At 67.0% G+C, this 21,665-nt stretch carries 21 protein-coding genes; 7 read left to right on the plus strand and 14 right to left on the minus strand.

The genetic code is table 11. From position 1 onward, the window contains the following. From dctM to HMPREF2924_RS27740, 9 genes are all read right to left on the minus strand, one after another. Positions 1–856 (minus strand): C4-dicarboxylate TRAP transporter large permease protein DctM (gene dctM, locus HMPREF2924_RS27700; protein WP_070700811.1); only part of this gene is annotated, 856 nt, incomplete at its 3' end. Next, positions 853–1,491, minus strand: a complete 639-nt coding sequence (locus HMPREF2924_RS27705; protein WP_003134273.1) for a TRAP transporter small permease — start codon at positions 1,489–1,491, stop codon at positions 853–855. The genes HMPREF2924_RS27705 and dctM, both read right to left, overlap by 4 nt. 48 nt (positions 1,492–1,539) lie before the next feature. After that, positions 1,540–2,535, minus strand: coding sequence for a TRAP transporter substrate-binding protein (locus tag HMPREF2924_RS27710; protein WP_003110262.1), 996 nt, complete (start codon positions 2,533–2,535; stop codon positions 1,540–1,542). Positions 2,536–2,648: 113 nt separating this feature from the next. Further along, on the minus strand, positions 2,649–3,476 hold the full coding sequence (locus HMPREF2924_RS27715) for an HpcH/HpaI aldolase/citrate lyase family protein (protein ID WP_003134274.1): 828 nt from the start codon (positions 3,474–3,476) through the stop codon (positions 2,649–2,651). Between the two features lie 10 nt (positions 3,477–3,486). Next, entirely contained in the window at positions 3,487–4,689 is a 1,203-nt protein-coding gene (locus HMPREF2924_RS27720; RefSeq protein WP_003110264.1) for a CaiB/BaiF CoA transferase family protein, read from the minus strand. A gap of 55 nt (positions 4,690–4,744) precedes the next feature. Beyond that, entirely contained in the window at positions 4,745–6,097 is a 1,353-nt protein-coding gene (locus HMPREF2924_RS27725; RefSeq protein ID WP_003134275.1) for an MmgE/PrpD family protein, read from the minus strand. 38 nt (positions 6,098–6,135) lie between these two features. Next, positions 6,136–6,516 carry a VOC family protein gene (locus HMPREF2924_RS27730; RefSeq protein WP_003085915.1) on the minus strand — a complete coding sequence of 127 codons (381 nt, stop codon included), beginning with the start codon at positions 6,514–6,516 and terminating at the stop codon, positions 6,136–6,138. Positions 6,517–6,530: 14 nt separating this feature from the next. Continuing rightward, positions 6,531–7,691: an acyl-CoA dehydrogenase family protein gene (locus tag HMPREF2924_RS27735; RefSeq protein ID WP_003085913.1), complete on the minus strand. Its 1,161-nt coding sequence runs from the start codon at positions 7,689–7,691 to the stop codon at positions 6,531–6,533. A 45-nt stretch (positions 7,692–7,736) separates the two neighbouring features. Then, positions 7,737–8,564 (minus strand): HTD2 family dehydratase, encoded by an 828-nt coding sequence (locus tag HMPREF2924_RS27740; protein ID WP_023094883.1) that lies wholly within the window; start codon positions 8,562–8,564, stop codon positions 7,737–7,739. Between the two features lie 116 nt (positions 8,565–8,680). Between HMPREF2924_RS27740 and HMPREF2924_RS27745 the strand changes: the two genes are divergently transcribed. Next, the gene (locus HMPREF2924_RS27745; protein ID WP_003085908.1) at positions 8,681–9,577 is read left to right on the plus strand and encodes a LysR family transcriptional regulator; all 897 of its coding nucleotides are present in this window, start codon (positions 8,681–8,683) and stop codon (positions 9,575–9,577) included. Positions 9,578–9,710: 133 nt separating this feature from the next. On the opposite strand, the gene HMPREF2924_RS27750 is transcribed toward HMPREF2924_RS27745, so the two are convergent. Then, positions 9,711–10,655, minus strand: coding sequence for a LysR family transcriptional regulator (locus HMPREF2924_RS27750; protein WP_003105984.1), 945 nt, complete (start codon positions 10,653–10,655; stop codon positions 9,711–9,713). Positions 10,656–10,874: 219 nt separating this feature from the next. Between HMPREF2924_RS27750 and HMPREF2924_RS27755 the strand changes: the two genes are divergently transcribed. Both HMPREF2924_RS27755 and HMPREF2924_RS27760 read left to right on the plus strand, forming a co-directional pair. Beyond that, positions 10,875–13,070: an FUSC family protein gene (locus tag HMPREF2924_RS27755; RefSeq protein WP_003134286.1), complete on the plus strand. Its 2,196-nt coding sequence runs from the start codon at positions 10,875–10,877 to the stop codon at positions 13,068–13,070. A gap of 268 nt (positions 13,071–13,338) precedes the next feature. Continuing rightward, on the plus strand, positions 13,339–13,605 hold the full coding sequence (locus HMPREF2924_RS27760) for a DUF2790 domain-containing protein (protein WP_003085904.1): 267 nt from the start codon (positions 13,339–13,341) through the stop codon (positions 13,603–13,605). A gap of 205 nt (positions 13,606–13,810) precedes the next feature. Here HMPREF2924_RS27760 and HMPREF2924_RS27765 read toward each other — a convergent pair whose 3' ends face one another. Further along, positions 13,811–15,370: a sigma-54-dependent phenylalanine hydroxylase transcriptional regulator PhhR gene (locus tag HMPREF2924_RS27765; protein ID WP_003114242.1), complete on the minus strand. Its 1,560-nt coding sequence runs from the start codon at positions 15,368–15,370 to the stop codon at positions 13,811–13,813. 284 nt (positions 15,371–15,654) lie between these two features. On the opposite strand from HMPREF2924_RS27765, the gene phhA reads away from it, so the two are divergent. The 4 genes from phhA to pbpG all read left to right on the plus strand — a co-directional run bounded on the left by phhA (position 15,655) and on the right by pbpG (position 19,345). Next, a complete protein-coding gene (gene phhA / locus HMPREF2924_RS27770; protein WP_003134287.1) occupies positions 15,655–16,443 on the plus strand; it encodes a phenylalanine 4-monooxygenase in 789 nt (262 codons plus the stop codon). 104 nt (positions 16,444–16,547) lie between these two features. Next, complete coding sequence (locus HMPREF2924_RS27775) at positions 16,548–16,904, plus strand: 4a-hydroxytetrahydrobiopterin dehydratase (protein ID WP_003085898.1); 357 nt, start codon at positions 16,548–16,550, stop codon at positions 16,902–16,904. Continuing rightward, the gene (locus HMPREF2924_RS27780; RefSeq protein ID WP_003110269.1) at positions 16,901–18,100 is read left to right on the plus strand and encodes an amino acid aminotransferase; all 1,200 of its coding nucleotides are present in this window, start codon (positions 16,901–16,903) and stop codon (positions 18,098–18,100) included. The genes HMPREF2924_RS27775 and HMPREF2924_RS27780 overlap by 4 nt, the downstream gene beginning before the upstream one ends. A 312-nt stretch (positions 18,101–18,412) precedes the next feature. Continuing rightward, positions 18,413–19,345: a D-alanyl-D-alanine endopeptidase gene (gene pbpG, locus HMPREF2924_RS27785; RefSeq protein WP_003085893.1), complete on the plus strand. Its 933-nt coding sequence runs from the start codon at positions 18,413–18,415 to the stop codon at positions 19,343–19,345. A gap of 22 nt (positions 19,346–19,367) precedes the next feature. Here the strand turns inward: pbpG and arfB are convergent, their stop codons facing one another. The 3 genes from arfB to HMPREF2924_RS27800 form a co-directional block, all read right to left on the minus strand. After that, positions 19,368–19,781 (minus strand): alternative ribosome rescue aminoacyl-tRNA hydrolase ArfB, encoded by a 414-nt coding sequence (gene arfB, locus HMPREF2924_RS27790; protein WP_003085891.1) that lies wholly within the window; start codon positions 19,779–19,781, stop codon positions 19,368–19,370. Between the two features lie 121 nt (positions 19,782–19,902). Then, the gene (locus tag HMPREF2924_RS27795) at positions 19,903–20,286 is read right to left on the minus strand and encodes a lysozyme inhibitor (protein ID WP_003085889.1); all 384 of its coding nucleotides are present in this window, start codon (positions 20,284–20,286) and stop codon (positions 19,903–19,905) included. Positions 20,287–20,438: 152 nt separating this feature from the next. Beyond that, the coding region (locus HMPREF2924_RS27800) for an amino acid permease (protein WP_070621863.1) at positions 20,439–21,665 on the minus strand (1,227 nt) is incomplete at its 5' end.

Here is a 21,665-nt window from a genome sequence, read left to right on the forward strand (position 1 = left end):
TGGCGTTGGCGATGATGAACATCAGCATGATGCTCAGCCGCCCCGACTCCAGCAGCACCTTGGGACAGTCGCGCAGGCGCATGTCCTTGTACACGAACAGCGCGACGAAGGCCGAGTACACCGCCGCCACCGCCGCCGCCTCGGTGGGGGTGAACAGCCCGGAATAGATGCCGCCGAGGATGATCACCAGCAGCAACAGGCCCCAGCCTGCACGGCGTGCGGCGGCCAGCCACTCGCGGAAGCTGGCGCGCGGCTGCGCCGGCAGCTTCTTGACCCGTGCGACGATGTAGATCACCACCATCAGGATCACCCCGAGCAACAACCCCGGAACCACCCCGGCGACGAACAGCTTGCCCACCGAGGTCTCGGTGGCGGCGGCGTAGACCACCATCACGATCGATGGCGGGATGAGGATGCCCAGGGTCCCGGCATTGCAGATGATCCCCGCGCCGAAGGCGCGCGGATAGCCGGAGCGGACCATGCCGGCCACGGCGATCGAGCCGACCGCCGCCACTGTCGCCGGCGACGAACCGGACAGCGCGGCGAACAGCATGCAGGCGAGCACCGCAGCGATCGCCAGGCCGCCGCGGATATGCCCGACGCAGGCATTGGCGAAGTCGATCAGGCGCCGCGCCACGCCACCGGTGGTCATGAACGCGCCGGAGAGCAGGAAGAACGGGATCGCCAGCAGGGTGTAGTGCTCGGAGGTCTCGAACAGCTTGATCGCCAGCGAGCGCACCGAATCCGGGCTGAACAGCAGGATCGTCAGGGCGCCGGACAGCCCCAGGGAGATGGCGATGGGCACGCCGATGAACATGAACAGGAACAGCAGCAGGAACAGGATCAGCACGGTCATGGACGGTTCTCCCCGGCCTCTTCGCCGGCCAGTTTGGAGGCCTCGGCGGCCTCGTCGGCGAGGCCCAGCCCGAGCTGGCGACCGCGCAACAGGTTGACGAGGATTTCCAGGTAGCGCAGCAGCACCAGGCCGAAGCCGACCGGCACCACCACCGCGATGTAGGCCTGGAGGATGCCGAAGTGGTCGAGGTCCTCGGCGCCGATGCCGGCGACCAACAGGGTCTTCACCCAGTCGTAGCTGGCGACCATGAACAGCCCGGCGTAGCCCAGGCAGCAGAGGCAGGCGAGTATCCCGATCAGGCGCTGCAAGGGACGCGGCGCCAGGCGCACCAGGGCATCCACCCCGAGGTGGCCGGCGGTGCGTACGCCGTAGGCGATGCCGAGGAAGATCAGCCAGCCGAACAGCGCCTTGGTCAGCGCGTTGCTCCAGGACATGTCCTGGGCTACCCCGAGGATCGCGTCGCCCACCGAGTACAGCGGAGCCCGCAGTGTCGGCAGGCGGTCGCCGAGGTCGTAGAACAGGGTGAAGACGTTGGTCATCACCACATAGAGGAAGGTCACCAGCGTCATCGCCGCCAGCAGGAAGGCGATAGCGCCCTCCTCGAAGCGGTTCCAGACGCGCACGAGTCGATTCATCGCAGCGTTCTCCACAATGCCCCGCCCGGCCGGGCGGGGCCGGACGGGTCAATCGGGACGGTTGGAGGCTTCGGCGGCCTGGAGCAGGTCAGCGCCGACATTGCCGCGGAATTTCTGCCATACCGGCTGCATCGCCTGGCGCCAGTCGGCGCGCTGCTGCGGGGTCAGGGTATGGATCTCGCTGACGCCACTGGCGAGGATGCGCTGGCGGGCGTCGCGGTTGAGGCGCTCGGCCTCGAGGTTCACCTGCACGGTGACCTCGTCCATGATCCGCTGCAGCGCTTCGCGGATGTCCGCCGGGAGGCCGTTCCAGAACTTCGCGTTGGTGATCACCATGTAGTCCACCAGGCCGTGGTTGGACTCGGTGAAATACTTCTGCACCTCGTTGACCTTCTGGCTCTCGTAGTTCGACCAGGTGTTCTCGGTGCCATTCACCACGCCGGTCTGCAAGCCCTGGTAGACCTCGGCGAAGGACATCTTCCGGGAGATCGCGCGGAGCTGGCGGAACTGCTCGTTGAGCACGTCGGACGCCTGCACGCGGAATTTCAGCCCGCGCGCGTCTTCCGGCTCCAGCAACGGGCGATTGGCGGAGAGCTGCTTCATCCCGTTGTGCCAGTAGGCCAGGCCGAGGATGCCCTTGCCCTGCATGCTGGTCAGCAGGGCGCGCCCCTGCGGGCTGCGCTGGAAGCGGTCGACCGCCTGGATGTCGTCGAAGAGGAACGGCAGGTCGAAGATCTGCACCTTGCGCGTGTACTGCTCGAACTTGGCCAGGGACGGCGCCAGCATCTGCACGTCGCCCAGCAGCAGCGCCTCCATTTCCTTGCCATCGCCGAACAGCGACGAGTTGGGATAGACGTCCACCTCGACCCGGCCGCCCAGGCGCTGTTCGACGAGCTTCTTGAACAGCAGCGCGCCCTGGCCCTTGGGCGTGTTTTCCGCGACCACGTGGGAAAACTTGATGACGATCGGCTGCGCGGCATTCGCCAGGCAGGAGCCACCGATCGCCAGGGCGCACAACAGCGCCCGTACCATCGTCTTGAACATTTCGTGACCTCAGATTGTTGTTGTGCTTTCGAGGTATCGACGAGCCTGACGCAGCCGGCGCGTTCGGAGAATTCGCCATTGCTCAAGCCCGCGTTCGCGTCTGTCGAACGCGTTCAGCCCCCCTCCCCGGCCCGCTCCAGCAGGCGTCGCGCGCGTCCCAGCACCGGCGCGTCGACCATTTCGCCGTCGACCACGAAGACGCCGGCACCGGAGGCGCCGGCCTCTGCCACCCGACGCGCCCACTCCAGTTCCGCGAGACTCGGCATCAATGTCTGGTGGATCGGCTCGACCTGGCTCGGATGGATGCACAGCAACCCGCCGAAGCCCATGTCGCGAGCGAAGCGCACTGCCTCGACCAGTCCGACACGGTTCTGGATCGCCGGGTAGACGCCGTCCAGCGGCGGCGCCAGGCCTGCCAGGCGCGATTGCAGGAGCAGCGCGTAACGGGCGTGACCGAGAATCTGTTCGGCTGCGTTGCTGCCGGTGTTGAGATCGAGATCCAGGGCCAGGTCGAGGCTGCCGAAGGACAGCCGCTCGACCCCCGCGGCGGCGGCGATCTCGCCCAGCGCGGCAAGGCCGCGGGCACTCTCGACGATGGGCCAGACCGGCTTGCCGCTGGCCACGGCGGCGTGGCGCACCTGGGCGGCGCTCTCCACTTTCGGCAGGAGCAGGCCGATCACTCCGGCGTGGTCGCGGCACAGCGCCAGGTCGTCGGCATGTCCGGGATGCTCCGCCGCGTTGATCCGCACCAGCACCCGGGCTTCCGGCGTATCGACGAGGAAACGCCGGAGATTGGCCCGCGCCTCGACCTTCAGCCCCTCCTCCACCGCATCCTCGAGGTCGACGATGACCCGGTCGGCGCCGCTGGCAAGGGCCTTGGGGATCCGCTCCGGGCGGGTCGCCGGGACGAACAGCGCGCTGCGCACGATCTGTCGGTTCATGTCCGCCTCCTCATACCGTTCCGGTCGCGCGCAGGCGCTGGATATCGGCCGCGGTACAGCCCAGTTCGGCAAGCAGCGCGTCGCTGTCGCCGCCCAGCGCCGGCACCGCATCCATGCGCGGAACGAAGGCGCTGCTGCTGGCCGGCGGCAACAACGCCGGCAGGCGCCCGGCCGGGCTGTCGATGGAGGTCCAGCGTTGCCGCGCCTGCAACTGCGGGTGCGCCCAGACCCCGGCCATGTCGTTGACGTGGGCGTTGGCGATCTGCGCCTGTTCCAGGCGCGCCACCACCTCGGCGGCCGGCAAGGCGGCGAAGGCTTCGACGATCAGCGCACGCAGCTCCTCGCGGTTGGCCGAGCGCTTGAAGTTCGCCGAGAAGCGTTCGTCGTCGGCCAGCTCCGGGCGGCGCAGGACCTTGTCGCAGAAGGCCCGCCACTCGCGCTCGTTCTGCAGGCCGAGCATCACCGTGCCGCCGTCGCCGGCGGGGAATGGCCCATAGGGGTAGATGGTCGAGTGCGAAGCGCCGGCGCGCGGCGGTGGCGGCGCGTCCTGGTAGGCGTAGTACATCGGGTAGCCCATCCACTCCACCAGGCTCTCCAGCATCGACACGTCGATGCGGCTGCCCTCGCCAGTGCGCTCGCGCAGCAGCAGGGCCGAGAGGATGCTGCTGTAGGCGTACATGCCGGCGGCGATATCGGCGATCGAACAGCCGGCCTTGGCCATCTCGTTCGGCCCGGCGCCGCCGGTCACCGAAAGGAAGCCGCCCTCGCTCTGGATCAGCAGGTCGTAGGCCTTCTTCTTCTCGTAGGGACCGCCTTCGCCGTAGCCGGAGATATCGCAGACGATCAGTCGCGGGAAGCGCTCGCGCAACGCCTCGTAGGACAGGCCCAGGCGCGCGGCGGCGCCCGGCGCGAGGTTCTGCACCAGCACGTCGGCGCCGGCCAGCAGCTTCTCCAGCAACGGCAGCGCCTCGGCCTGCTTGAGATCGAGGCTGAGGCTCTGCTTGGAACGATTGGTCCAGACGAAGTGCGACGACAGGCCGTTGACCCGCTCGTCGTAACCGCGGGCGAAATCGCCGACGCCGGGGCGTTCGATCTTGATCACCCGCGCGCCGAGATCGGCCAGTTGGCGGGTGCAGAAGGGCGCGGCGATGGCGTGCTCCAGGCTGACCACGGTGATGCCGTCGAGCGGGCGCGGCTGGTGGGATTGCGTCATGGGTCGGACTCCCTGCCCTCGTCCGTCGAAGACGAGGTGCGGCTGGTTCGGTTGATCAGATCAGGGGCGTTACGGAAGGCGCCTGACGCAGGCCCCAGGCCCGCTGGATAAGGATCTCCGCCTCGGCGCCGGTGGCCGCGCCGGAAAACGCCAGCAGGCGGCGGAACTTGTCGGCCAGCTCGTCGCGGCTGAGGGTATTGCCGGGATCGCCCTTCGGTTCGTCGATGGCGGCGGTATGGCGCCGCCCTTCGCCATCCAGTACTTCGACCCGCCCGAGCCAGCGCTGCGGATAGGCGGCGTCGACCTCCGGGTCCAGGCGCATCTCGACCCGCTCGCGGAACGCAGCGACCCGTGGGTCGCTCAGCGCATGCCGATGGAACTCGCCGAGGCCGGCCTTGCCGTACACGGCGATCAGGCCCAGCACGGTGCCCATGGAGAACTTCGCCTGGTGCACGGTCTGCGGCTCGACCACCCGGCCGAGCACGTCGATGGCGCCCTGGTGGACCCGCGCAGTGACCGCGGCGATCTGCGAGTGATCGAGCCCTTCGCGCTGCATCAGCGCCAGCAGCGCGTCGGCCGCGGGATGGGTATGGCGGCACGAGGCGTGGAACTTGAACGAGGTTTCCAGCAACGCCCAGCGGCTGCCGAGGCGATCCACCAGGCGCTCGGGGTCGGCGTCGCTGGACATCCCGGCGGCCATCCCCTGCTCGCCTTCGAGGATGTGTCGCGCGCCGCTCAGGCCGTCGGCGGTGAGATAGGCGGCGAGCAGCCCGTCGGCGGCGGCCTTGGCGGTATGCAACTGCTTGGAATCGGCGGCGTCGCGGAGGAACTCCCAGAGCCCGGCGGCCTGGGTTCCGGCGCTGCCGAGCAGGTCGACGAAGCGCTCGCGGTCGAAGTCCATCAGCTTGCCCACCGCCACTGCCGCGGCGAGGGTGCCGACCGTGGCAGTGGTATGGAACACCCGGTAGTGGGAACGACCGAGGAATTCGCCGATGCGGATGCCGGCCTCGTAGCCGGCCACCGCCGCGAGGATCAGCTCGGCGCCACTGCGGCCGAGGTCCTGGGCCGCGGCCAGGGCGGCAGGGAAGACCACTGCCGCGGGGTGCAGCACCGAGCTGTTGTGCAGGTCGTCCTGCTCCACCACGTGGGAAGCCGCGCCGTTCACCAGGGCGGCGAAATACGGCGAGCTGCGCCGCCGGCTGGGCAGGATCTGCGCGCTACCATCGGCCGGGCCCATGCGTTCGGCGTAGCGCTCGAACAATGGGATCGGATGCTGGCCCTTGCCGGCCAGCGCCGAGCCGAGCCAGTCGAGGAACAATTCTTCCATCCGCGCCAGCACCGCCGGCGGCAGGTCCTGGTAGCGCAGGCCGGCGAGAAAGCCGGCGAGTTGCTGGGTGTAGTCGGTCATGACCAACGCTCTCTTGTAGTTGTCCCGAGGCACGCGGCCTACAGCGGGTTGCTCAGTTCGATCAGGTTCAGGTCGGGGTCGCGCAGGTACAGCGAGAGGATCGGCCCGCCGGCGCCGGTGCGCTGCACCGGGCCCTCGAGGATTTCCACGGCCTGCTGGCGCAGTTGCTCGGCCACCGCCTCGAGTGGCGTGGCGACGATGAAACAGAGGTCGGCGGACCCCGGCGTAGGTCGCTCGGCCTTGGGTTCGAATTCGCCCCCGGCCTGGTGCAGGTTGATCTTCTGCGCACCGAAGGCGAGGGCCTTGCGACCCGCGCCGAAGGTAACGGCGCGCATACCCAGTACGCGGGTGTAGAAATCGATGCTGGCGTCGATGTCGCGGACGGTGAGCACCAGGTGGTCGAGACGGTCGATCTGCATGGGCGGCTCCCGCTTCAGAACGAGCGCGGCAGTTCGAGCAGGTGCTCGGCCACGTAGGACAGGATCAGGTTGGTGGAGATCGGCGCCACCTGGTACAGGCGGGTCTCGCGGAACTTGCGCTCGACGTCGTACTCGCAGGCGAAGCCGAAGCCGCCGTGGGTCTGCAGGCAGGCGTTGGCCGCCTCCCAGGAAGCTTTCGCCGCCAGGTACTTGGCCATGTTCGCGCTGGCCCCGGCGTTGAGCCCGGCGTCGTACTCCTGGCAGGCGCGCCAGCGCATCAGGTCGGCGGCCTCCACTTCGATGTGCGCCTCGGCGATGGGGAACTGCACGCCCTGGTTCTGCCCTATCGGCCGGCCGAAGACCACGCGGTCGCGGGCATAGTGGCTGGCCTTGTCGATGAACCAGCGGCCGTCGCCGATGCATTCGGCGGCGATCAGGGTGCGCTCGGCATTGAGGCCGTCGAGGATGTAGCGGAAGCCCTTGCCTTCCTCACCGATCAGGCTATCGGCGGGGATCTCCAGGTTGTCGAAGAACAGCTCGTTGGTCTCGTGGTTGACCATGTTGGCGATCGGCTGCACGGTCAGGCCCTTGCCGATGGCCTCGCGCAGGTCGACGAGGAAGATCGACATGCCTTCGGACTTGCGCTTCACCTCGGCCAGCGGCGTGGTGCGCGCCAGCAGGATCATCAGGTCGGAGTGCTGGATCCGCGAGATCCACACCTTCTGCCCGTTGATCACATAGCGGTCGCCCTTGCGCACGGCGGTGGTCTTGATCTTGGTGGTATCGGTGCCGGTGGTCGGCTCGGTCACCCCCATCGACTGCAGGCGCAGCTCGCCGCTGGCCAGCTTCGGCAGGTAGAAGCGCTTCTGCGCCTCGCTGCCGTTACGCAGCAGCGTGAACATGTTGTACATCTGCCCGTGCACGGTGCCGGAGTTGCCGCCGCAGCGGTTGACTTCCTCCAGGATCACCGAGGCCTCGGCCAGGCCCAGGCCGGAACCGCCGTACTCCTCCGGGATCATTGCCGAGAGCCAGCCGGCGTCGGTCAGGGCCTTGACGAAGGCCTCGGGAAAACCGCGCTGCTCGTCGATGCGGCGCCAGTAGGCGGCGTCGAATTCGGCGCAGAGGGCACGTACGCCCTCGCGGATCGCGTTCAGCTCTTCGCTGTTCGGATTCATCGGTGACTCCTCGATTCTTGTCGTTGGATGGGCGCTGGGGCCCTTTCAGTCGAATTCCACGTCGCCACGCTGGGCCAGGCCGGCGCCATTGCCGACCCATACCTCGGCCTTGCCGGCAGCGAGCAGGCGGCCGCCGACCTCGAACGGCTCGGGACAGATCAGCGGGCGCAGGCCGCGATAGGCGAAGCGACGCATGCGCGCCTGCGGATTGGCCCGGCAGAACGCGCGCAGGGCCAGGGTGGCGATCAGCGGACCGTGCACCACCAGGCCCGGATAGCCTTCGGCGTCGGTGACATAGGGCCAGTCGTAGTGAATGCGGTGGCCGTTGAAAGTCACCGCCGAGTAGCGGAACAGCAACACCGGATCGGGCTCCAGCGCCTCGCGCCAGTCGCCCTCGGGCAAGGCCTCGGTACCGCCGAGCTTGGGCGGGGACGGTTCGCGGTAGACGATGTCGTGCTCTTCGCTCAGCGCCAGCTGGCCGTCCTGGCGGTAGTCGTGGCGCAGGGTGACGAACAGCAGCGTGCCGCTGCGACCGTGCTTCTCCTCGACCCGGAGGATGGTCGAGGTGCGGCTGGCCTCGCCGCCGACCCGCAGCGGCTGGTGGAACTCCAGGCGCCCGCCGGCCCACATGCGGTTGCGATCGTCCGCCGGCGGCAGGAAACCGCCGCGCGCCGGGTGGCCGTCGACGCCGAGGCCGGCGGCCTCCACCGGGTCCTGGAAGAACGCCCAGTGCCAGAGCGGCGGCAGCGCTTCGCCGTGGGCCGGGGTCGGCTCGCCGAAGGTGGCGGCGATGCGCTTGACCAGGTTGCGGCTCAATTGATCGTGGGTTTCTTCCTGGCGACCGATCCAGGGGGCGAAAGCGGACTCACTCATGCGTGGCTTCCCATGACCTAGGGGGTGATGGGAGGAGAATGATAGGATGCTAGCGTTTTGAGAATTTGCAATTACGCAATGGCGCGTTCGGATTTGCCGAACGCCATGGAGTGCCCATGCATTTCGATCTCGCCGACCTGCGCCTGTTCATCCATATCGCCGAGTCGCCCAGCCTGACCCAGGGCGCGCGCCGCGCCTTCCTTTCCCCGGCCGCCGCCAGCGCACGGGTCAAGGCGCTCGAAGGCCAGCTCGGCAGCCGCCTGCTGTACCGCGACAGCCGCGGCGTCGAACTGACCCCGGCGGGCCAGCGCCTGCTACAGCACGCGCGGCTGATCATGCGCCAGGTGGAATACCTGAAGAGCGAGTTCACCGAGTACGGCAGCGACGCCGCCGGGCATATCCGCATCTTCGCCAATACCACCGCGGTCACCGAATTCCTCCCGGAAATCCTCGCCGGCTTCCTTGCCGCTCGTCCCGGGGTCACCGTCGACCTGCAGGAACGCCTCAGCCGCGACATTGTCCGCGGCGTGCTGGACGGCTCCACCGACCTCGGCATCATCGCCGGGCCGGTGGCGGCCAGTGGCCTGCAGGTCCTGCATTTCAGCACCGACCGCCTGGTGATGGCGGTGCCCCAGGGCCATCCGCTGGCCGGACAGGCCAGGGTACGCCTGCGCGACACCCTGCAGTTCCAGCATATCGGCCTGCCCGAGGGCACCACCCTGCACGCCTTCCTGTACGAACGGGTGGAGCAGATGGGCGAGCAGCTATCGCTGCGCATCCAGGTCTCCAGCTTCGAGGCGATCTGCCGGATGATCGAGGGCGGCGTCGGCATCGGCGTGATCCCGCAGTCCGCCGCGCGCCGCCACAGCCGGACGATGAAGCTGGCGACCATCGAACTCGACGAGCCCTGGGCGATCCGCGAGCGCAGCCTGCTGGTACGCGACCTGGAAGCACTGCCGAGTTGCCTGCGGGCGTTGATCGAGGAGTTGCAGAGGGTGGGAGACAGCCTGTAGGGCGGATAACGCCCCTGGCGTTGTCCGCGGGGCTCCGGAGAATCGGCGGACAACCGCCAGGCGGTTATCCGCCCTACGACTCCCGACAAGCCGGGGTGCGATCGTCGCGAAGGGCGCCGCCCACCACTCCCGCTCAGTTCGCCAACCCACCGCTCTCCGCCAGGCTGTGCTCGTCCGCGGCGAGCATCGCCGGCATGTGCTCGCGGAGGAACTCGACCCAGGTGCGGATCTTCGCATCCAGGTACTGCCGCGAGGGGTAGAGGGCGTAGACGTTGAGATGGAACAGGCTATAGCGCGGCAACACCCGCACCAGGCTGCCGTCCTTCAGGCCGTTGACCGCCGCGTACACCGGCAGCGCGCCGATACCCATGCCGGAGACCACCGCCTCGGTCATGGCGTCGGCGGTGTTGACCTGGAAATGCGTCTGGTTGATGCAGGCCAGTTCCTGGCCGTCGGGACCGTCGAACAGCCAGCGGTCCAGCGACATCACCGAGTTCACCAGGCGCAGGCAACGGTGCGCGGACAGCTCCGCCGGCAGCTTGGGGAAGCCGTGCGCGGCAATGTAGCCCGGCGAGGCGCAGAGGATGCTGTAGGTCTGGCCGATGCACTTGGAGACGAAACCGGAGTCCGGCAGCTCGGGGGCGATCACCACGGAAATGTCGTAGCCCTCGTCGAGAATGTCGGTGATCCGGTTGGCCAGGGTCAGGTCGAAGCCAACCTCCGGGTAGGTCTCGCAATATTGCGAGATGGCCTTGATCAGGTAGTGCTGGCCGATGCCGGTCATCGCGTGGACCTTCAGCGTGCCCGACGGCCGCGCATGGGCGTCGCCCGCCTCGGCCTCGGCCTCCTCGATGTAGGCGAGTATCTGCTGGGCGCGCATCAGGTAGCGCTGCCCGGCTTCGGTCAGCGCGATGCGCCGGGTGGTGCGATGCAGCAGGCGGGTCTGCAGGTGGGCCTCCAGCTTGGCCACCGCACGGGAGACATAGGCGGTCGTCAGGTCCAGGCGCTGGGCGGCGGCAGTGAAACTGCCGGTCTCCGCGACGCTGACGAACGCGCGCATATTGAACAGGATATCCATCACGGCCCTCTAGGCTCTGACGCTTATGGCGCGTCTCTTTTCCACGCAACCCGGAGGACACCCCAAGGCGGCGCAGATTCTGTCACGAGTCAACCCACCTATTATTGCCTTTTGTGACAAAAATTTTTCACCTATCCGAGCTCTTATCCGCAAGCGCGGGCGCTCCTAGAATTCCCAGCCGTTTCGGCCTCCCCTCGCCGTCGTTCAGGATTCGCAGCAGTGCCCCGCGCCACCCGGAAAGGTCTCCCCCTGGTTCCACCGGCTCCCCTCGCGTTCTTTCCCAGCCCCGACGAATTGCGCCGCGCCCTGCTCGAATGGGCGCGTAGCGACGGCGTCGCCTGGGTCTTCGTGTTCAAGGCCCTGCTCACCGCCAGCCTCGCCCTGTGGCTGGCCTATCGCCTGGAGCTGCCGCAGCCGAGCACGGTGCTGGTGACGGTCTTCATCGTCATGCAGACGCAGAGCGGGCAGGTCCTGGCCAAGAGCTTCTACCGCATCGTCGGAACCCTGATCGGCCTCAGCGTGATGGTCACTCTGATCGCCCTGTTCGCCCAGGAGCGCGTGCTGTTCCTCGCCTGCCTGGCGCTCTGGGTCGGCCTGTGCACCGCCGGCGCCGCGCGCTACCGCGATTTCCGCGGCTACGCCTGCGTACTCGCCGGCTACACCGCGACCATGATCGGGATTCCAGCCACCGCGCACCCGGAAGGCGCTTTCATGGCGGCGCTGTGGCGGGTCCTGGAAATATCCCTGGGCATCCTCTGCACCGGTACCGTCAGCGCCATCTTCCTGCCGCAGACCAGCGGCGCCGCCCTGCGCAACACACTCTACGGGCGCTTCCGCGACTTCGCCGGGTTCGCCGCCGAAGGCCTGCAGGGCAGCCTCGACGGCGAGCGCTTCGGCGAGCTCAGCGCGCGCTTCGTCGCCCAGTCCGTGGGCCTGGAAAACCTGCGCAGCGCCACTACTTTCGAAGATCCGCACATGCGCCTGCGCAGCGGCCGGCTGATTCGCCTGAACAACGAATTCATGGTCATGACCAGTCGCTTCCACGGCCTCCACCGCCTGCTCGAACGCCTGCGCGGGCGCGGGGCGCAGAATGTCCTGGAGGTCCTGGCGCCCTGCCTGGCGGAGCTTGCCGGGCTGCTCGCGCCGATTCGCGAACGGACGCCCACCGACGCCGACGCCGCGCGCCTGGCCGAACGCATCGAGGCCTACAAGCCGGAACTGATGCAGAACATCCGCCAGGCCCGCCAGCGCCTGGTGGAGCAGCGCCCCGGCGAGAACGACCTGCTGGATTTCAACACCGCCGCCGAACTGGCCTTCCGTTTCACCGACGACCTGCACAACTACGCCCTGACCCACGCTTCCCTGGCCGAACACCACCATGCCCGCGAGCAATGGAAGGAAAGCTTCGTCGCCCGCGCCAACCCGGTCGCCGCGCTGGTCGCCGGAGCGCGTAGCGCGCTGATGATCGGCCTGCTCGGCACGTTCTGGATCCAGACCTCCTGGCCCCACGGCGGCACCTTCGCCCTCACCGCGGTACTGATCTCGGCGCTCTCCTCGACCTCGCCGAATCCCGGCCAGTTGTCGCTGCAACTCACCCTCGGGACCCTCGCCGGGGCCTGCACCGGGCTGTTCGTGCTGCTCTACCTGCTACCCCACGTGGACGGTTTCCCGATGCTGCTCTGCTGCCTGCTGCCGGTCTTCGCGGTCGGCGCCCTGCTGCTCTGGCGGCCGCAGTGGAACGGCTACGGCGTCGGCCTACTGGTGTGGTTCTGCTTCGCCTCGCTGCCGGCCAACATGGCGCGCTACGACGCCCTGGCCTTCTTCAACGAATACCTGGCACTACTCTTGTCGATGGTCCTCGCCACGGTCGCCGCCATGGTGATCCTGCCGCCGAACCGGCCGTGGATGTGGAAGCGCCTGGAGCACGACCTGCGCGAGCGGGTGGTGTTCGCCATCAGCGGCAAGAGCAAGGGCCTGGTCTCCGGTTTCGAAAGCGGCACCCGCGACCTGCTGAACCAGGCCTACACCTTCTCCGCCGGCCGCCCGGACGTGCAACGCCGGTTGCTGGGCTGGATGTTCCTGGTGCTGGAGGTCGGCCAGGCGATCATCGAGCTGCGCCTCGAACAGCAACGCCTGCCCCAGGAGCCCTGCTACGCCGAACGCACCGCCTGGCGCCGGGCGATCCGCCTGATGGGCCGGGCGCTGATCCGGCTGTTCCTGCAACCCGGGCCGAGCAACCGCCAGCGCGCCCTGCACGCGGTGAACCAGGCGATCATGGCGGTACGGGCGGCGCCGGAGCCGCGCGCACCGCAGTTCGATACCTCGCCGCTGCGACGGGTGCTCAGCTACCTGCACTTCATTCGCAGCGCCCTGCTCGACCCGCAATCGCCCCTGGGCCAGGAAAGAAACCCGTGAGCCGGTCGCAAAGCCGCGGCGCAGAAGGCCACAGGGATATTGTTACCGATCCGTACAAGGTTCTTGTCTTGACTGAGTCTATATGTCGCAGCCTATCCCAACTTACAATAAACCCAACAGCCGAAGTTAACTCCCGTTGAACTTCGACTCCGCAACTTGATTGCAGACTTACTTACCCAGCCTTGTTTATCGAGTTGCCCCGGTGACCTGTCCGCCTGTCTTCCGACGGCAGATCGTACCCACTCAGAAACTACTCAGGTAAATAGTAATGAAGGCTTTCGCCCTGATGGCCCTGTTCGCCTGCTCGCCGCTGGTGATGGCGGCTGGCGCCCAGGATCAACCTGCCAGCCAGCAGGAAAACGCTGTTGAAGAATATGCCTATGGCATGCAACTGGATGTGGCTCGCGTTATATCTTCAACCGACACTTCCAATGCCTGCGGCATCGTTCCCGCACGCATGACCTACGAAGATTCGAACGGCCAGAAACATACCGTCGAATATCAGGTCTGGGGCAACGGCTGCACTGGCGGCTAAACTCTGCTCGACCTCCGAAGGATCGCGCCACGAGGGGCAGCTCGCCCATCCGGCGCGATCATTGTGTACTCGGCGGCGACAATCCCGCCCCTCGGCGAACATCCTGGCCGTCTTCCCCACGCCTCATCGTGCTGCCGCCCTTTCACAAGGGCCGACGCCTCCACCGTTTCTTTCCCAGCCTGCAACAAACCGGCAAGCATGCCGCTCAGCCCTCGCTTTGCCCCACGCCATGCTGGCGCAGCTTGTTCGCCGCCGTGGTATGCGAAACGCCGAGGCGCTTGCCCAACTGGCGGCTGCTCGGATGTTCGCGGAACAGGCGCTCCAGCACCGCCTTCTCGAAGCGCCCGACGATGGCGTCGAGGTCTCCTTCCAGGGAAAAATCCCCCAGCGGCTGCGGCGCGCCGTAGTCCGGCAGGCGGATGTGCTCGGCCTTGACCGTTCCCCCTTCGCACAGCGAAACCGCCTGGAACAGCACGTTTTCCAATTGCCGCACGTTGCCCGGCCAGTGGTAGCGTTCGAGACGTTCCAGCGCCTGCGCGGAAAGCTTCGGCAGGCCGCAGCCGATCTGCCGGCTGGCCTGGTCGAGGAAATGCTCGGCGAGCGGCGCCAGGCCATCCAGGCACTCGCGCAGCGGCGGGATGTGCAGCGAGAGCACATTGAGACGGTGATAGAGGTCCTGGCGGAATTCGCCCTTGGCGCAGAGTTCGGACAGGTCTACCTGGGTGGCGCAGATCACCCGCACGTCCAGGTACACCTCCTCGTCGCTGCCGACCCGGCGGAAACAGCCGTCCTGCAGGAAGCGCAACAGCTTGGCCTGCAGGCGCGGGCTCATCTCGCCGACGCCGTCGAGGAACAGCGTGCCGCCGGCGGTAAGCTCCAGCAGGCCGAGCTTGCCCTCCGGGCGGGCGCCCTCGAAGGCTCCCGGACCATAGCCGAACAGCTCGGTCTCGGCCATGGATTCCGGCAGGCCGGCGCAGTTCAACGCCATGAACGGCGACTGCCCGCGCGGGCTGGCCAGGTGGCAGGCGCGCGCCAGCAGCTCCTTGCCGGTGCCGGTCTCGCCCTCGATCAGCAGCGGCGCGTCCAGCGGCGCCATGCGCCGCGCCTCGCGGACCACCGCGGCCATTACCCGCGAACTCTGGAAGATACTGTCGAAGCCACGCAGCTCCTGCTTGCGCACATGGTAGATGCGCTCGCCGACGCGATCCGCGCGATGCAGGGTCAGCACCGCTCCAGCCAGCGCCTCGCTCTCGTCGTGCTCGGATTGCAGCGGCGCGATGTCGGCGAGGAACACGTCGCCCTTCACCTTGACCCGCAGCCCGTTGATCCGCGCCTTGTTGGCGCGCACCAGTTCGGGCAGGTCGAGGTCCTCGACATAGCGCGACAGCGGAATCCCCGGCACCTCGTCGACGCGCACGCCGAGCAACTGCGCGGCGGCACGGTTGGCGGCGACGATCTGCCCGCCCATGTCCACCGAGAGCACCGGGAAGTCCAGGGCGGCGAGCAGCGCGTTGAGTTCCAGGTGCCGGCGCTCGCTGGGCATCAGGCCGACGCGCTTGACCCCGAAGACCCCCGGCACCGCCTCCAGCTTGGGCCGCAGCGACTGCAACTGGAGGTTGATCATGTTCGGACAGAGCAGGTAGATGGCGTTGCCCTGGTCGCCGCCGACTTCGCCGCGATTGACGTTGATGCCGTAGTCGACCAGCAGGTTGAGGATGTCGCGGAGGATGCCTACACGGTTCTGGCAGTGCACTTTGATACGCATGGCGTGGCCCGGTGTTGTCGTTCTGATGGGCTCGCGGCCGGTTTTTTTAACTCCCGGCCGGAAATTTCCGTCAAGAATATGTGACAGTTAGACTCACCAGCAAGAATGCCTGGCCCAATGAACAGGCGACCCAGGCCAATTCGTAAGGAAAACTTTACGAAAACGCCGATTCCTCCCCGTTGCCCGGTCCCTATCCGGGGCTGCACGGACCGTCCCGACGCGGTATCGATAAGGCAACGACAACAACAAAGACCCCGCGGCCACAAGCCGCTCATGGAGTCCGTATGAAAACGACGCAGTACGTGGCCCGCCAGCCCGACGACAACGGTTTCATCCACTATCCGGAAACCGAGCACCAGGTCTGGAATACCCTGATCACCCGGCAACTGAAGGTGATCGAAGGCCGCGCCTGTCAGGAATACCTCGACGGCATCGAACAGCTCGGCCTGCCCCACGAGCGGATCCCCCAGCTCGACGAGATCAACAGGGTTCTCCAGGCCACCACCGGCTGGCGCGTGGCGCGGGTTCCGGCGCTGATTCCGTTCCAGACCTTCTTCGAACTGCTGGCCAGCCAGCAATTCCCCGTCGCCACCTTCATCCGCACCCCGGAAGAACTGGACTACCTGCAGGAGCCGGACATCTTCCACGAGATCTTCGGCCACTGCCCACTGCTGACCAACCCCTGGTTCGCCGAGTTCACCCATACCTACGGCAAGCTCGGCCTCAAGGCGAGCAAGGAGGAACGCGTGTTCCTCGCCCGCCTGTACTGGATGACCATCGAGTTCGGCCTGGTCGAGACCGACCTGGGCAAGCGCATCTACGGCGGCGGCATCCTCTCCTCGCCGAAGGAGACCGTCTACTGCCTCTCCGACGAGCCGCTGCACCAGGCCTTCAATCCGCTGGAGGCGATGCGCACGCCCTACCGCATCGACATCCTGCAACCGCTCTATTTCGTCCTGCCCGACCTCAAGCGCCTGTTCCAACTGGCCCAGGAAGACATCATGGCACTGGTCCACGAGGCCATGCGCCTGGGCCTGCACGCGCCGCTGTTCCCGCCCAAGCAGGCGGCCTGACGAGAATCGCCGCCACCGCGGCTGACCCCGCGGCGGCCTTGTACTATGGTGGACGGGTCCGGCCCGTCCGCCGCTCCCACATGCGACAACCAAGGACTCCCACCATGACCGCACTCACCCAAGCCCATTGCGAAGCCTGCCGCGCCGACGCCCCGCACGTCAGCGACGAAGAACTGCCCGTGCTGCTGCGGCAGATTCCGGATTGGAACATCGAAGTCCGCGACGGCATCATGCAACTGGAGAAGGTCTACCTGTTCAAGAACTTCAAGCACGCCCTGGCCTTTACCAATGCCGTCGGCGAGATATCCGAGGCCGAAGGCCACCATCCGGGCCTGCTGACCGAGTGGGGCAAAGTCACCGTGACCTGGTGGAGCCACTCGATCAAGGGCCTGCACCGCAACGACTTCATCATGGCGGCGCGCACCGACGAGGTAGCGAAAACCGCCGAGGGGCGCAAATGAGTCATTTCGCCAAGGTCGCCCGCGTACCGGGCGACCCGATCCTGGGCCTGCTCGACGCCTACCGCAACGATCCGCGCGCGGACAAGCTGGATCTCGGCGTCGGTGTCTACAAGGATGCCCAGGGCCTGACCCCGATCCTGCGCTCGGTGAAACTCGCCGAGCAGCGCCTGGTCGAGCAGGAAACCACCAAGAGCTACGTCGGCGGCCACGGCGATGCGCTGTTCGCCGCGCGCCTGGCGGAACTGGCGCTCGGCGCCGCCTCGCCGCTGTTGCTGGAGCAACGCGCCGACGCCACCCAGACGCCCGGCGGCACCGGCGCCTTGCGCCTGGCCGGCGACTTCATCGCCCATTGCCTGCCCGGCCGCGGCATCTGGCTGAGCGACCCGACCTGGCCGATCCACGAGACGCTGTTCGCCGCCGCCGGCCTGAAGGTTTCCCACTACCCCTACGTCAGCGCCGACAACCGCCTGGATGTCGAGGCGATGCTTGCTGGCCTGGAGCGCATTCCCCAGGGAGACGTGGTGCTGCTGCATGCCTGCTGCCACAACCCGACCGGTTTCGACCTGAGCCACGACGACTGGCACAGGGTGCTCGACGTGGTACGTCGTCGCGAGCTGCTGCCGCTGATCGACTTCGCCTACCAGGGCTTCGGCGACGGTCTCGAGGAAGACGCCTGGGCGGTACGCCTGTTCGCCGGCGAACTGCCGGAGGTGCTGGTCACCAGTTCCTGCTCGAAGAACTTCGGCCTGTACCGCGACCGCGTCGGCGCGCTGATCGTCTGCGCGCAGAACGCCGAGAAGCTCACCGACGTGCGTAGCCAACTGGCCTTCCTCGCCCGCAACCTCTGGTCGACCCCGCCGGCGCATGGCGCCGAGGTGGTCGCGGCGATCCTCGGCGACAGCGAGTTGAAGGGACTCTGGCAGGAAGAGGTCGAAGGCATGCGCTCGCGCATCGCCAGCCTGCGCATCGGCCTGGTCGAAGCCCTGGCGCCGCACGGCCTGGCCGAGCGCTTCGCCCATGTCGGCGCGCAACGCGGGATGTTTTCCTATACCGGACTGAGCCCGCAGCAGGTCGCTCGGCTGCGCGACGAGCACGCCGTTTACCTGGTCTCCAGCGGCCGGGCCAACGTCGCCGGTCTCGACGCGCGCCGCCTCGACCGCCTGGCGCAAGCCATCGCCCAGGTCTGCGCGGACTGAACCCTCACGGTTACCCTGAGCCGGCTGTGATGGCCGGCTTTTTTTCGCCCCAGCGAATGCCGCGCACTCCCGCCGAGGCGGCGGATAACCGCGTTGCGGTATTCGCCCTACCGCACCACGACCTTGTGGGCGTAGGGCGAATACCGCCACAGGCGTTATCCGCCGAACCTCTCCGAACCGGGCCAACCATAAGTCAGCACTTTCAAAGCCCTACGTGCTTTTCCTACAAAAGAGCATAAAATGCTCAATTATGGGCACCAGTTCACACTGCGCCCCACGGCCCCCACTTTCTCGTCTTAGTGAGCAACGCACGTGAGAAACCGTCTCCTGTCACTGGTCACCCTGTTCCTGTCCCTCAGCGTTGCCACCGCGGTATCCGCCTCCCCACCGCCCAAGGCCGGGCTGCCGCTGCAACAGGAGCTGGCGTCGGGCAGCGCGCTGGTTACCGACCAGAACACCGGCAAGGTGCTCTACTCGCGCAACCCCGACCTGGTGGTGCCGATCGCCTCGATCACCAAGCTGATGACCGCCATGGTCGTGCTCGACTCGAAACTGCCGCTGGACGAGGTACTGCCGATCGCCATCAGCGAGACCAGCGAAATGCGCGGGGTGTTTTCCCGAGTGCGGGTCGGCAGCCAGATCAGCCGCCGGGACATGCTCCTGCTCGCCCTGATGTCCTCGGAGAACCGCGCCGCCGCCAGCCTCGCGCAGAACTATCCGGGCGGCAAGAACGCCTTCGTCAAGGCGATGAACGCCAAGGCCCACGCCCTCGGAATGAAGAACACCCGCTACGTCGAGCCGACCGGGCTGTCGCTGCACAACGTCTCCACCGCTCGCGACCTCACCCGCCTGCTGGTGGCTAGCCGGCAGTACCCGCTGCTCAGTCAGTGGAGCACCACTCCGGAGAAGACCGTGGCCTTCCGCCACCCCAACTACACCCTGGGCTTCCGCAACACCAACCACCTGATCAACAACAAGACCTGGAACATTCAGTTGACCAAGACCGGCTTCACCAACGAGGCAGGCCACTGCCTGGTGATGCGCACCACGATCAACCGCAGCCCGGTCAATCTGGTGGTGCTGGACGCCTTCGGCAAGTACACCCACTTCGCCGACGCCACCCGCCTGCGACGCTGGCTGGAAACCGGCCAGGTCACTGCGATCCCGGCCTCGGCCAAGGCCTATCGCCTGCAACGCGACCGCGAGCGCGGCCTCGGCCAGCCGGTGGCCCAGGCCGTACGCTGATCCGTCGCGAAGACCGGCCGGCTCAGAAATCCACCTTGCCGCGCCCGGCCTTCACCGCGCCGCGCTTGGTCTTGCCGTCCAGCCGGCGCTTCTGCGAGCCGCGCGTAGGCTTGGTCGGGCGCCGCGCCTTCTGCACCTTGGCCACGCTGCGGATCAACTCCGCCAGGCGCTCCAGGGCATCCTCGCGGTTCTGCTCCTGGGTCCGGTACTGCTGGGCCTTGATCACCACCACGCCGTCGCCGCTGATGCGCTGGTCGTTCAGTGCCAGCAGACGCTCCTTGTAGAACGGCGGCAACGACGAGGCCTGGATGTCGAAGCGCAGGTGCACCGCGCTGGAGACCTTGTTGACGTTCTGCCCGCCGGCGCCCTGGGCGCGAATGGCATTCAGCTCGATCTCATGATCGGGCAGGTGGACGGCATTGGAGATGATCAGCATGGGGCGGCACGGTGGACCAACGGGGCTGCCAGCATAACCCCTTTGCCGAGCGGAAAAGCAGGCAAAAAGAAACCCGGCCGCGGCCGGGTTCCTTCATTTCGGCTAAGGCGCCAGGTCGAACTCAACGCTCCTTGCAGGCGACCCCGTCAGTGGGCTCGCCGCCCTTCCAGTCGCCGTAGAGGGTGGCTTCCTCGCCCTTGGTCCACCAGATGTACTGGCCGGCGGCGTACTTGGCGCCGGAGGCGGAAATCACATTGCTGAAGACCAGCGTCGAGTTGTCGCTGACCGGCACCACGGCGAGGCTGTTGTCGCCCTTGTTCAGGTACTGCACGGTGAACTTGCGACCGTTCTCGCACTTGTAGTCGACGCTGCGGGTATCCAGCTTGGCATCCCCCGGCAGGGCCAGGTAATCGACCTGGGCGGTCTGCTTGTCGTCGTCGCTGCCGCCGCAGGCGACCAGGACCACGGGAACGGCAGCCAGAAGCAGCCAGAGCGCTTTTTTCATGGAAATCCCTCTAACGAGAAAAAATGGCGCTGCCACTGTAGGAATTCGGCACCTGCCGCGTCAACGACAGGCGCCCCTAGAAAAAGTCTTGTGGGCCGCCGGGACGCGCAAAGGAGCGCTCCCCTCTCCTCTGCGCGCCGGCGCCCCATCGATCACTCGGTGACCGGCTTCACCCGCAGGCCCGGCATCGGCCGCGGGGCTCCCTTGAGTCGGTAGCAGGCCCACATCACCAGCAGCCAGACCGGGATGGCATAGACCGAGACCTGGATGCCGGGGATCAGCAACATGACGCCGAGGATGAACACCACGAAGGCCATGCACAGGTAGTTGCCGTACGGATACCAGAACGCGCGGAAGTGCGTGCGGGTGCCCTGGCGGTCCATCTGCGCGCGGAACTTCAGGTGCGCCATGCTGATCATCGCCCAGTTGATCACCAGCGCCGCCACCACCAGCGACATCAGCAGCTCCAGCGCCTGGTGCGGGATCACATAGTTCACCACCACCGCGAGGAAGGTCACCAGCGCCGATACCACCAGGGCGCGTACCGGTACGCCGCGCTTGTCGACCCTGGCCAGCGCGCGCGGGGCATCGCCCTGCTCGGCCAGGCCGAGAAGCATGCGGCCGTTGCAATAGGTGCCGCTGTTGTACACCGACAGTGCGGCGGTGAGCACCACGAAGTTCAGCAGGTGCGCGGCAGTGCCGCTGCCGATCATCGAGAAGATCTGCACGAACGGGCTGCCGCTGTAGGCATCGCCGGAAGCGTTGAGGGTCTGCAGCAGGCTGTCCCAGGGCGTCAGCGAGAGCAGCACGACCAGGGCGCCGATGTAGAAGATCAGGATGCGATAGATCACCTGGTTGATCGCCTTCGGGATCACCGTCCTCGGCTTGTCCGCCTCGGCTGCGGTGAAGCCGAGCATTTCCAGGCCACCGAAGGAGAACATGATGATCGCCATGGCCATCACCAGGCCGCTCACTCCGTTGGGGAAGAAACCGCCGTGTGCCCAGAGGTTGCTCACCGAAGCCTGCGGACCGCCGCTGCCGCTGAACAGCAGGTAGCAGCCGAGCAGGATCATGCCGATGATCGCCACCACCTTGATGATCGCGAACCAGAACTCGGCTTCGCCGAAGGCCTTGACGTTGGCCAGGTTGATCGCGTTGACGACGACGAAGAACAACGCCGCCGTGGCCCAGGTCGGCACCTCCGGCCACCAGTAGTGGATGTACTTGCCGACCGCGGTCAGTTCCGACATCCCGACCAGGATGTACAGCACCCAGCAGTTCCAGCCGGAGAGGAAGCCGGCGAAGCCGCCCCAGTACTTGTGCGCGAAGTGGCTGAAGGAGCCGGCAACCGGCTCCTCGACGATCATCTCGCCGAGCTG

Origin of the sequence: Pseudomonas sp. HMSC063H08 (assembly GCF_001813645.1) — a bacterium.
GTDB lineage: Bacteria > Pseudomonadota > Gammaproteobacteria > Pseudomonadales > Pseudomonadaceae > Pseudomonas > Pseudomonas aeruginosa.

Bases quoted from the DNA above. Each gene is read 5' to 3' on its own strand.
- phhA (WP_003134287.1), top strand. From the start codon at position 15,655: ATGAAAACGACGCAGTACGTGGCCCGCCAGCCCGACGACAACGGTTTC.
- HMPREF2924_RS27765 (WP_003114242.1), bottom strand. From the start codon at position 15,370: ATGCGTATCAAAGTGCACTGCCAGAACCGTGTAGGCATCCTCCGCGAC.
- HMPREF2924_RS27760 (WP_003085904.1), top strand. From the start codon at position 13,339: ATGAAGGCTTTCGCCCTGATGGCCCTGTTCGCCTGCTCGCCGCTGGTG.
- HMPREF2924_RS27780 (WP_003110269.1), top strand. From the start codon at position 16,901: ATGAGTCATTTCGCCAAGGTCGCCCGCGTACCGGGCGACCCGATCCTG.
- HMPREF2924_RS27740 (WP_023094883.1), bottom strand. From the start codon at position 8,564: ATGAGTGAGTCCGCTTTCGCCCCCTGGATCGGTCGCCAGGAAGAAACC.
- HMPREF2924_RS27795 (WP_003085889.1), bottom strand. From the start codon at position 20,286: ATGAAAAAAGCGCTCTGGCTGCTTCTGGCTGCCGTTCCCGTGGTCCTG.
- arfB (WP_003085891.1), bottom strand. From the start codon at position 19,781: ATGCTGATCATCTCCAATGCCGTCCACCTGCCCGATCATGAGATCGAG.
- HMPREF2924_RS27715 (WP_003134274.1), bottom strand. From the start codon at position 3,476: ATGAACCGACAGATCGTGCGCAGCGCGCTGTTCGTCCCGGCGACCCGC.
- HMPREF2924_RS27725 (WP_003134275.1), bottom strand. From the start codon at position 6,097: ATGACCGACTACACCCAGCAACTCGCCGGCTTTCTCGCCGGCCTGCGC.
- HMPREF2924_RS27720 (WP_003110264.1), bottom strand. From the start codon at position 4,689: ATGACGCAATCCCACCAGCCGCGCCCGCTCGACGGCATCACCGTGGTC.
- HMPREF2924_RS27730 (WP_003085915.1), bottom strand. From the start codon at position 6,516: ATGCAGATCGACCGTCTCGACCACCTGGTGCTCACCGTCCGCGACATC.
- HMPREF2924_RS27775 (WP_003085898.1), top strand. From the start codon at position 16,548: ATGACCGCACTCACCCAAGCCCATTGCGAAGCCTGCCGCGCCGACGCC.
- HMPREF2924_RS27735 (WP_003085913.1), bottom strand. From the start codon at position 7,691: ATGAATCCGAACAGCGAAGAGCTGAACGCGATCCGCGAGGGCGTACGT.
- HMPREF2924_RS27750 (WP_003105984.1), bottom strand. From the start codon at position 10,655: ATGGATATCCTGTTCAATATGCGCGCGTTCGTCAGCGTCGCGGAGACC.
- HMPREF2924_RS27705 (WP_003134273.1), bottom strand. From the start codon at position 1,491: ATGAATCGACTCGTGCGCGTCTGGAACCGCTTCGAGGAGGGCGCTATC.
- HMPREF2924_RS27710 (WP_003110262.1), bottom strand. From the start codon at position 2,535: ATGTTCAAGACGATGGTACGGGCGCTGTTGTGCGCCCTGGCGATCGGT.
- HMPREF2924_RS27745 (WP_003085908.1), top strand. From the start codon at position 8,681: ATGCATTTCGATCTCGCCGACCTGCGCCTGTTCATCCATATCGCCGAG.